Source organism: uncultured Sphingomonas sp. (assembly GCF_946477935.1).
Classification (GTDB): Bacteria; Pseudomonadota; Alphaproteobacteria; order Sphingomonadales; family Sphingomonadaceae; genus Sphingomonas.
This window is the reverse complement of sequence record NZ_CAMLAC010000128.1, coordinates 1-10,099: the sequence shown is the minus strand read 5'-3', so window position 1 is coordinate 10,099 and position 10,099 is coordinate 1. Positions and strand designations below refer to the sequence as shown.

Below are 10,099 nucleotides of genomic sequence, written 5' to 3'. Positions count from 1 at the left end.
GCAGGCTGAGCGGAAAGCGCACGTACATCAGCACCACCAGCCGGATCACCTCGGGCGACGAGTTGAAGTAGCGGAACGGAGAGGCTGGTTTGCGCGGGCGAGGCATGGCCCTACCCTACCCTATTTGGCTCTCCCGAACAGCCCGTCCATTTGGTTTGACGGAGCCAATGGGCCTACTTCCGGCGGGAGGAAGACCAATCCTATGTCGAGGCCGCGCGTGCCGCTATGCGGGATCGTGGATGGCAAGACGGCCTAGTTATATGGGCCACAAATGAAATCCGGCGGGCAGCTGGAGGGGACCTGGAAGACCTCCATTATGCGCAGCGCTGGGTTACAACTCGGATCAATGCTCACCTTCACCAGCAAATTCATTATGGTGCGCCGGGTGCATTGCTAGCCACTGACGAGCCCTATGAGGACTAGGTCGCAGCCAGGAGGTCGCGAACGTCCTGTGGGACGGGCCCGAAAGCGCGATCATTCGACAACGCGGCTAGCCAGTCGGCCAGGACGTCGTTTTCTGCGGAGCTGAGCGGGACGGAGCGCTGCCAGATAGACAGGTGAGCCAAATCTTCCACCTTGATCCGCCGACCGCTCACAGCTGCATTAAACGCTGCCGTGCTGGCACCGTGCTTTCACTTCAGGTATTCACGAAGGTGGCTCCGGATGGCCTCTGAGGGTATAGAGATGGCACCGTCAAGGAGCGCGGCTCGGTTCTGCGAGCCACACGGCCTACACTGTGCGTCCGGGTCAGTTTCGCGAGTTCGGAAACTGGAAGCAAGTTGAGGCTGGCCTGAATCGTAAGCTTGGGCGAAGGCAATGCGTCTCGGACATGCCGCGCCTCCACTCCCTTAGCAACTTGCACAAGCTCTTTCAGCCCGACGTACTCCGGCACTCGGGACATAACGGTGTTCATGTGCTTCGTAGCGACTACGGCGTACACGCGGTCAAACACGCTCGAATATGCCGACAGTTGATCCTCCAGGCGGGTGAGCCGATCCGCCTTGGATTTCACCTCGAAACACGTCATCACCGAACCGACGGTTACGACGTCGGCCCGGCGAGCCCACTTCTCTACAGCTAACTCCGAGATGAGCGCACTTGAACGAAGCGCTCCATTACTTCGCAGGTGAGTAAGTAGCGCAACCTTCGCGATAGCTTCGGGCGAATCGTTTCCCATTAAACGGCCCCATCAACGCCGACAGGCAATATGAGCGATTTCACGCCGCGCGGTACAGCCCAACAATGCTGCCCCACACACCTGCCCCACACGACGGCTCATTTCTGAGCTAAGGTGTTGTAAATGAAAGGTTTGTTTGAACTGGCTGGGGCGGCAGGATTCGAACCTGCGTATGACGGTACCAAAAACCGTTGCCTTACCGCTTGGCGACGCCCCAGTGGAGTGGCGCGCCTTAACGAGCGGCGCGCCACTTGAAAAGCCTCAATCTAGGCGGCGGAGCCACTGATGCGGGTCGGCGGCGTGGCCGCGCTGGATGGCGACGAGCTGGTCGCGCAACTTGGTGGTAAGCTGGCCGGGACCGCCGGAACCGATGGTGAAACGACCGGCCGGTTCGGCGACGCTGCCGATCGGGGTTACCACCGCCGCGGTACCGCAGGCGAAGGCCTCGACCAGACGGCCGCTCTGTGCGTCGGCACGCCATTGATCCAGCGCATAGGGCTCCTCCCGCACCGTCAGGCCGGCGTCGCGCGCCAGCGTCAGCACCGAATCCCGGGTGATGCCGGGCAGGATCGTACCGCCCAGCGGCGGCGTCGCCAGCGAGCCGTCATCGAAGACGAAGAAGACGTTCATGCCGCCCAGTTCCTCGACCCATTTGCGCTCGGCGGCATCCAGGAACACCACCTGGTCACACCCTTGTGCGATCGCTTCCTTCTGCGCCAGCAGGCTGGCCGCATAGTTGCCGCCGCACTTGGCGGCACCGGTGCCGCCCGGTGCGGCACGGGTATAGCCCTGGCTGACCCAGATCGACACCGCCGGCGCGCCGCCCTTGAAATAGGCACCGACCGAGGAGGCGATCACCATGTAGAGATATTCGGACGAGGGCTTCACCCCCAGGAACACCTCGCTGGCGATCATGAACGGGCGCAGATAGAGCGAGCCGCCTTCCATGCTGGGAATCCAGTCACGATCGGCCTGCACCAGCCGTTCGATCGACTCCAGGAACAGCGCCTCGGGCAGTTCCGGCATAGCCATACGGCGCGCGGAATCGTTGAAGCGGCGCGCGTTCATTTCCGGCCGGAACAGCCCGATGCCGCCATCCTCCAGCGAATAGGCCTTCATGCCTTCGAAGATTTCCTGCGCATAATGCAGCACCGCTGCAGCCGGATCGAGCGTCAGGGGCTTGCGCGCGGTAATCTGCGCATCGTGCCATCCCTTTTCGTCGCTCCACCGGATCAGCGCCATGTGATCGGTGAAGACGCGGCCGAAACCGGGGTCGACCAGCCGCGCCGCACGCTCGCTCGCGTCGACCGGGGTCGCGCTGGGATCGAAGCGGAACGGGACGGTCGTCGGCGCGTGCATGGCGGTCCTCTCAAACAATCAGGTTGCGGACGCGTAGGACCGATGGCTAAACCGGTCAACATGACTGCCTTGAACCAGTCCGCATCGGCACAATTTCTCCGCGAACCAGAGCTCCGCAAGGGCATGGAACTCATGTATTTCGGCAACAGCCATATCGTGCGATCGATCGATCGCGGGTTGGCAGCGCAAGGATTGGGGCGGGCGCATCACCGCGCGCTCTACTTCATAGCGCGGCGGCCCGACATGACCGTCAGCGAACTCTTGTCGATTCTGGCCATCACCAAACAGTCGCTGGGCCGCGTGCTCAACGAACTGACCGAACGAGGATTGCTGGAGACGAGGCCCGGCGACCGGGACCGGCGCCAAAGGCTGCTGCGCCTGACATCCGATGGGCTCGCCATGGAAAGCACCTTGTTCGAGGCGCTGCGCGAGAAGCTGTCGCTTGCCTATGCCCGCGCCGGGCAACAGGCGGTGACCGGCTTCTGGACGGTGCTGGAAGGGCTGATCCCCGAAGAGGAACGCGCCCATATCGAGAAGCTGCGCCTGCTGGACACGCGGCCGGGCTGACCCCCCGCCGGGACACGACCACCCCACGCCCAAGCCGGCGGGCATCGACCGGCATCACCTCCGCCACGAAGCGGATACGTCTCTACCCCTCCGGCGCGCGGGCGAGCTTGGCAACAAGCCGCTCGCCGTCCTTCGGCTCGGCATAGAGCCTTGCCGCCCGCCAGGCATAACGCGCCTCGAACCGCCGGCCGAGCGCCCAGTAGACATCGCCCAGATGCTCCGCGATCTCCGCATTGGCGGGTTCCTCCGCCGCCGCACGCTCCAGCAGCGGCAGCGCACGGCGCGACTGGCCGGCCATGTGATAGGCCCAGCCCAGCGAATCCGTGATCGACGGATTGTTCGGCGCGATCCGGCTGGCCGTCTCCAGCAGCTTCGTCGCCGCCGCCACATCCTGCCCGCGCATCACCCGTGCATAGCCCAGATAGTTGAGCGCCAGCGGCTCGTCGGGTGCCAGTGCAACGGCACGCGCCAGCGCCGGTTCCGCCTTTTCCCATTGACCGGCCTGGTCCAGCGCGCTGCCATATTGCATCCACGCCGCCCAGGGCACCGGCGGCTCGGCCGCGATGACGCGCGCATACCAGTCCGCCGCCTCGGCAAAGCGGCCATCCTCGCTCAAGAGATCGGCGAACACCTGCCAGTCGCGCGACGACGCGCCCCGCGCCGTGGCGCGCGATCGCGCGAGATCGAGCGCGACGCCGCCCTTGCCCATCGTGTCCAGCAGCCCGATGCGGCTGGCGGCGGCGGGTTCGGCAAAGGGACTTTTGCGGTCGACCCCGTCCAGAACGGCAAGCGCCTGCGCCTCGCTGCCGTCGCGCGACAAGGCATCGGCGAGTACCAGCCGCGCCCGGTCATAGCCCGGATCGGCGGACAGGCTGGCCCGGGCCAGCGCGATGGCGAGCGGACGTGGCCCCTGCCCGGCAATCTCGGCCCCTACCCGGGCGAGCAGCCGCGATACCCCGAACGCCAGCGTCGGCTTCGCCTTGATGCCGCGGCGATGCGCGGTCAGCGTCGGATCGCTGCCCTCGATCAGCGCGCGCGCCGCGTCGCGTCGATGGCGGTGGAACAGCAATTGTGCGGCGGCCACCCGGATATCGAGCGGCGACTGCGCGCTCTCGATCGCGATGCGCGCGCCCTCGCCATCGTCGCGGCCCGCCGCGATCGACAGCAACACCTGCGTTTCCAGCGACAGGCGGCGCGCCACCACATCCTTGGTCGCGGTCAGGATCGGGGTCGGGTCCTCGCCCCGCGCGAACGCCGCCCAGCCATGCAGCGACGGGGCGAGAATGGCCAACGCCCCGCGCTCCAGCCGTGTCGCCGCCGCATCCAGCGCCACAGGATCGTTCGCGCGCGCCGCATCGGCCACCGCGATCAGCCCGACGTCCAGCGGCGCGACATCCGCCTTCTGCAACACCGCCGCGGCACGCCTGACCAGCGCATCGTCACCGGCGGCCAGCGCCTCCCGATAAGCCCGTACCGCGATCACCGGATCGTCGGGCCGTCCCGCCAGCACCTCGCCAAACCGCGCCGCCGCCGCATCGGGCCGCCCTTCCGCCGCGGCGATGCGCGCGGCCAGATAGGCGGACAGTTCGCCCGTGCCGGGGTCCGCCGCCAGTGCGGCCGCGGGAGATAACGCCAGGGCGATCGCGACGATGCGGCTACATGTTCGGATAGTTCGGGCCTCCACCGCCTTCGGGTACGACCCAGTTGATATTCTGGGTCGGGTCCTTGATGTCACAGGTCTTGCAGTGGACGCAATTCTGCGCGTTGATCACGAACCGGGGATCGCCTTCCTCCACGCCCACCACCTCATAGACGCCGGCCGGGCAATAACGTTGCGCCGGTTCGTCATACAGCGGCAGGTTGTGTTCGATCGGCACCGACGCATCCTTCAGCGTCAGGTGGACCGGCTGATCCTCCTCGTGATTGGTGTTCGACAGGAACACCGAGGACAACCGGTCGAAGGTCAGCACGCCGTCGGGCTTCGGGTAGACCGGCGGCTTCACCTGATCCTTGCGCCACAGCGTCTCGTGGTCGCGGTGCAGCGTCATCGTGAAGGGCATCTTCAGCTTGAGATATTCAAGCCACATGGTGACGCCGGCCAACCCGGATCCCATGAAATCGCCGAAGCGCGCCACCAGCGGCTTCGTGTTGCGGACGATCGACAGCTCCTTCTTGACCCAGGACCGCTCGAACGCGTCCGGATAGGCGGCCAGCTCGTCGCCCGCGCGACCCGCCTGCACCGCCTCGAACGCGGCCTCGGCGGCCATCATGCCGGACTTCATCGCGGTATGCGTGCCCTTGATCCGGGGCACGTTGAGGAAGCCTGCCGAACAGCCGATCAGCGCGCCGCCGGGAAAGACCAGCTTGGGGATCGCCTGCAACCCGCCCTCGTTGATCGCGCGCGCGCCGTAGGACACCCGCTTGCCGCCCTTCAGCAGTTCGGCGATCACAGGGTGCGTCTTCCACTTCTGCATTTCCTGGAAGGGCGACAGATAGGGGTTGGAATAGTTCAGCCAGGTGACGAAGCCGATCGATACCTGCCCGTTCGCCTGATGATAGATCCAGCCGCCACCATTGGCATCGTCGCCCAGCGGCCACCCTTGTGTGTGTACCACCTTGCCCAGCTCGTGTTTGGCCGGATCGATGTCCCACAGCTCCTTGATGCCCAGGCCGTACGCCTGGGGCTGGCTGTCGCGGTCCAGATCGAACTGGCGGATGATCTCCTTGCTCAGATGCCCGCGAACGCCCTCGGCGAAGAAGGTGTACTTGGCGTGCAGTTCCAGCCCCGGCTGCCAGTCGGGCTTGCGCGTGCCGTCGCGCGCGACGCCCATGTCGCCGGTCGCCACCCCCTTTACCCGCCCATCCTCATGGAACAGGATCTCGGCCGCGGCGAAGCCCGGAAACACCTCGACGCCCAGTTCCTCGGCCTTGCCGGCCAGCCAGCGGCACAGATTGCCCAGGCTTCCGGTATAGGTGTTCTTGTTGTGCATGAAGGGCGGCGTCCACAGATGCGGCAGCACGCGCTTCTTCGTGGCGGACAGGATCCAGTGATGGTTCTGCGTCACCGGCACCTCGGCCATCGGGCAGCCATCGTCGCGCCAGTCAGGCAGCAGCTCGTCCAGCGCGCGCGGATCGATCACCGCGCCCGACAGGATGTGTGCGCCGACCTCCGATCCCTTTTCAAGCACGCAGACGGACAGCTCGCCGCCGGCCTCCGCCGCCAGTTGCTTCAGGCGGATCGCGGCAGACAGGCCCGCCGGGCCTGCTCCCACGATCACCACGTCATACGGCATTGATTCGCGTTCGCTCATGCGCATCCTCCGGAGGCCGTAGCGTCACCTCTTCCGGGCGCGGGCCAACACCAATTTGTCCCTTTTGCCGATCCGACAGATTGACGTTTTCGTCAACCTTGAAGCATGGATGGCCCCATAATGGGGGCTTACCAGACAATCGATCCCGCACTTGCCGCCAGCGCGCTGGACTGGTGGCACGATGCCGGCGTGGACCTGATCGTCGGCGACGATCCGTTCGACTGGCTGGCAGCGCCCCCGCACGAGGCGTTCGCACCCATGCCGGGCCTTGCCCCCGTCGCCGCGCCAGCCCCCGTCGTTGCCGCACCTGCTGCGCCCTCGGCCCTGCCCGATACGCTGGAGGCGTTCGCCACCTGGCGCATGGGGCCAGAAGCGCCCGAACAGGGCTGGACCGGCATCTCGCTCGCCGCCACCGGCCCGGCGGATGCGGCCATCATGGTGCTGGTCGATTGCCCCGACCGCGACGACGGACAGGCGAACCGGTTGCTGTCCGGCGCGCCGGGCCGGCTGTTCGACCGGATGCTCGCCGCGATCGGCCTGTCACGCGACAGCGTACATGTCGCCGCCGTCTGCGCGCGTCGCCCCGCCGCCGGCCGTATGCCGCGCGAACTGGAAACCCGACTGGGCGAGGTATCGCGCCATCATGTCGGGCTGATCGCGCCCAAAAGGCTGTTGCTGCTCGGCAATGCGGCGAGCCGTGCCATCCTTGGGACCGAAATGGGGCAAGCGCGCGGGATTTTGCACCGGCTTAACCATAGAACCGGCACGGAGGGGGCCGCCATCGGCTCGGATACCGGGTCGGACACCGGAGTGGTGGCAAGCTTCCACCCGAGGTTCCTGTTGGAAAAGCCGGTGGCAAAGGCGGAGGCCTGGAGGGATTTGCAGTTGCTGATGAAGGATATCGGGGCATGACGCGCACGCTGGCGATCGCCTGCGCCCTGGCGACCATGGGCGCCGCGACGGTGGCCACCGCCGAACCGGCCAACACCGCGACTACGGCCAAGACACCGCGCATCCCCACCCTGCTCGATGATGCGCAACAGGCCGGCTACCGCGCCATCTTCGGCGCGATCCGTGACGGTCGCTGGACCGATGCGCAACTCCAGCTCGATGCACTCAAGCCCGGCCCGCTCCACGCCATCGCCCGCGCCGAACTCTACACCGCCAAGGGGTCACCGCGCGTCGACCTCGACAAGCTGCTCGCCGTCCTCAACGAAGCCCCCGAACTGCCTCAGGCGGAACAGCTCGCCCGCCTCGCCAAGTCGCGCGGCGCCACCGAACTGCCCCCGCTGCCCGAAACGCAGACGCTGATCTGGCGCGACGGCGCCCCCCGCCGCGCCCGCGCCAAGAGCGTGAAGAGCGACGAGATCGCCGCCGCGCTCGCCGTGCAGATGCAACCTTACGTCAAGGCCGACCAGGGCGCCCCGGCCCAGGCGTTGCTTGATGCGACCAGCGGCCTCAGCCCGGAGGCGCAGACCGAATGGCAACAGCGCGTCGCCTGGATGTATTTCCTCAGCGGCGATGACACCAACGCCCGCGCCATGGCCGCCCGGGCGGCGGTGGGCAGCGGCGAATGGGCGATCCAGGGCCGCTGGGCCGGCGCGCTTTCCGCCTGGCGCCAGGGCGACTGCGCCGCCGCCGAGACGGGCTTCGAGGGCGTCGCCGCCCGCGCCTCCGACGTCGATCTGCGCGCCGCCGCGCTCTACTGGGCCTCGCGCGCCGACATGGTGTGCGGCCGCCCCGACAAAATTGAGGGCCGGCTGAAGGCCGCGGCGCAGTTCGGCGAAAGCTTCTACGGCCAGCTTGCTCGCCAGGCGCTCGGCCTGAAGACCCAAGCGCAGCCCGGCGGCCAGTTGGTCGCCACCGACTGGGCCGCGCTCGATCGCCGCCCCAATATCCGCGTCGCCGCCGCGCTGGCCGAGATCGGCGAAAGCGAACTTGCCGATACCGTCATCCGCCAACAGGCACGCATCGGCGCCCCTACCGAGTTCCGCAGCCTCGTCCGCCTGGCCGAATCGCTCGACCTGCCGGCGACGACCGTCTGGCTGGCGCATAACTGCCCCGCCGGCGTCACCGCCACCGCGGAGGCGCGCTATCCGACACCCAACTGGACACCGGACAGCGGCTGGCGGGTCGACAAGGCGCTGGTCTATGCCCACACCCTTCAGGAATCGGGCTTCCGCAACAAGGTGGTCAGTCCCGCCGGCGCCTACGGCCTGATGCAGATCATGCCCGCCGCCGCCACCGATTTCGCACGCGAACGCGGCGTCTCGATCGACAAGTCGGCGCTGACCAAACCGTCCACCAACATGGATGTCGGCCAGCGCCATCTGGAGCGATTGCGCGACATGGCGGGCATCACCGGCGGGCTGCTGCCAAAGGTGATCGCCGCCTACAATGCCGGCCCCAGGCCGGTCGGCGAGTGGAACAGCATCGTCCATGACGGCGGCGATCCGCTGCTCTACATCGAAAGCATTCCCTATTGGGAAACCCGCGGCTACGTCACCACCGTCCTGCGCAACTACTGGATGTATGAGGGGCAGGCGGGCAAGGCCAAGTCGCCCAGCCGTACCGCACTCGCCCAGGGCATGTGGCCGCGCTTCCCCGGTCTGCCGGGCGCCACGGCCGTCCGCATGAACGCGAAGCCCAACCCGCGCGCCACGGCCGATGCCACCACCGCCATCGCGGTACAGGCGGCGGTCAGCCCGCAATCCAGCACGGTGACGCGTGCCGATTGACCCCACCCGCACCTTTCGCCCGATCCGCATCGCGGTCCTCACCGTCTCGGACACTCGCGGTCCGGCCGAGGACCGCTCTGGCGACACGCTGGTCGCCCTGCTGACCGAGGCAGGCCACGACCTTGCCGACCGCGCGATCATCCGGGACGACGCCGAACAGATCGTCGCGCGCCTTCATGCCTGGATCGACGACGATCAGGTGGATTGCATCCTGACCACCGGCGGCACCGGCGTCACCGGCCGCGACGTCACGCCGGAAGCGGTGGAGCGCGTCGCCGACAAGATGATCCCCGGCTTCGGCGAACTCTTCCGCTGGCTCAGCTACCAGACGATCGGCACCTCCACCGTCCAGTCGCGCGCCTGTGCCTGCGTCACCCGCGGCACCTATATCTTCGCCCTTCCCGGCTCCACCGGCGCGGTGAAGGACGCGTGGAACGGCATCCTCAAGGATCAGCTCGACAGCCGCCACCGCCCCTGCAACTTCGTGGAATTGATGCCGCGCCTGCAGGAGCGCTGACGCTCACCCCGCGTCCGGCTGCATCGCGGCCAGTTCATGTCCGTCCATGTCGCGAAAATGGAACCGCCGTCCGCCGGGAAAGGCGAAGATCGGCACGCTGATCGTGCCGCCCGCTCCGGCCACCGCAGCCAGCGCCGCCTCCAGATCGTCTACCTCGATCACCGGCAGCGGCTGGCGCACCGCATCCTTGTCCGCATCCAGCCCGATATCGGTGTCCCCCGACATCGTCGCCGCATAGCTCGGCCCGAAATCGCTGAAGTCCCAGCCGAACGCCTGCGCATAGAAGCGCTTCGCCGCCTCCCGGTCACGCACCGGCAGTTCCAGATAGTTCAACCGCGCCATCGCTTCGCCCCTCTTGTTCTTGCTATGTTCTGACACGCTCGATAGCGTCTTGCAATGGCAAAGACTCGTCCACAGCGCGGCGCCACAC

The 10,099-nt window shown here is 66.9% G+C and carries 9 protein-coding genes, 1 tRNA gene and 1 pseudogene; 5 read left to right on the top strand and 6 right to left on the bottom strand.

The genetic code is table 11. The features are described 5' to 3' along the window. Window positions 1-177 precede the first annotated feature (177 nt). Window positions 178-423 (top strand): annotated as a pseudogene (locus Q0U08_RS19890) (hypothetical protein); the annotation flags it as partial. A gap of 214 nt (window positions 424-637) precedes the next feature. Here the strand turns inward: Q0U08_RS19890 and Q0U08_RS19885 are convergent. The 3 genes from Q0U08_RS19885 to Q0U08_RS13205 form a co-directional block, all read right to left on the bottom strand. Next, window positions 638-1,177, bottom strand: coding sequence for a sce7726 family protein (locus Q0U08_RS19885; protein WP_367271132.1), 540 nt, complete (start codon window positions 1,175-1,177; stop codon window positions 638-640). A 142-nt stretch (window positions 1,178-1,319) separates the two neighbouring features. After that, window positions 1,320-1,394, bottom strand: a tRNA-Gln gene (locus Q0U08_RS13210). Between the two features lie 44 nt (window positions 1,395-1,438). Next, window positions 1,439-2,536, bottom strand: a complete 1,098-nt coding sequence (locus tag Q0U08_RS13205) for a branched-chain amino acid aminotransferase (RefSeq protein WP_298091857.1) — start codon at window positions 2,534-2,536, stop codon at window positions 1,439-1,441. A gap of 42 nt (window positions 2,537-2,578) precedes the next feature. Between Q0U08_RS13205 and Q0U08_RS13200 the strand changes: the two genes are divergently transcribed. Next, the gene (locus tag Q0U08_RS13200; RefSeq protein WP_298091856.1) at window positions 2,579-3,103 is read left to right on the top strand and encodes a helix-turn-helix domain-containing protein; all 525 of its coding nucleotides are present in this window, start codon (window positions 2,579-2,581) and stop codon (window positions 3,101-3,103) included. Between the two features lie 82 nt (window positions 3,104-3,185). Here Q0U08_RS13200 and Q0U08_RS13195 read toward each other — a convergent pair whose 3' ends face one another. Both Q0U08_RS13195 and Q0U08_RS13190 read right to left on the bottom strand, forming a co-directional pair. Beyond that, window positions 3,186-4,787: a tetratricopeptide repeat protein gene (locus Q0U08_RS13195; protein ID WP_298091855.1), complete on the bottom strand. Its 1,602-nt coding sequence runs from the start codon at window positions 4,785-4,787 to the stop codon at window positions 3,186-3,188. After that, complete coding sequence (locus Q0U08_RS13190) at window positions 4,759-6,414, bottom strand: electron transfer flavoprotein-ubiquinone oxidoreductase (RefSeq protein WP_298091854.1); 1,656 nt, start codon at window positions 6,412-6,414, stop codon at window positions 4,759-4,761. The genes Q0U08_RS13195 and Q0U08_RS13190 overlap by 29 nt, the downstream gene beginning before the upstream one ends. Before the next feature lie 120 nt (window positions 6,415-6,534). Here Q0U08_RS13190 and Q0U08_RS13185 point away from each other — a divergent pair, with 120 nt between their 5' ends. The 3 genes from Q0U08_RS13185 to moaB are packed head-to-tail and all read left to right on the top strand — an operon-like array spanning window position 6,535 to window position 9,669. Beyond that, window positions 6,535-7,326: a uracil-DNA glycosylase gene (locus Q0U08_RS13185; RefSeq protein ID WP_298091853.1), complete on the top strand. Its 792-nt coding sequence runs from the start codon at window positions 6,535-6,537 to the stop codon at window positions 7,324-7,326. Beyond that, window positions 7,323-9,152 (top strand): lytic transglycosylase domain-containing protein, encoded by a 1,830-nt coding sequence (locus Q0U08_RS13180; RefSeq protein ID WP_298091852.1) that lies wholly within the window; start codon window positions 7,323-7,325, stop codon window positions 9,150-9,152. Before Q0U08_RS13185 ends, Q0U08_RS13180 begins: the two co-directional genes overlap by 4 nt. Continuing rightward, window positions 9,142-9,669, top strand: a complete 528-nt coding sequence (gene moaB / locus Q0U08_RS13175) for a molybdenum cofactor biosynthesis protein B (RefSeq protein WP_298091851.1) — start codon at window positions 9,142-9,144, stop codon at window positions 9,667-9,669. Before Q0U08_RS13180 ends, moaB begins: the two co-directional genes overlap by 11 nt. Before the next feature lie 3 nt (window positions 9,670-9,672). Here moaB and Q0U08_RS13170 read toward each other — a convergent pair whose 3' ends face one another. Next, complete coding sequence (locus tag Q0U08_RS13170) at window positions 9,673-10,011, bottom strand: VOC family protein (RefSeq protein ID WP_298091858.1); 339 nt, start codon at window positions 10,009-10,011, stop codon at window positions 9,673-9,675. Window positions 10,012-10,099 lie beyond the last annotated feature (88 nt).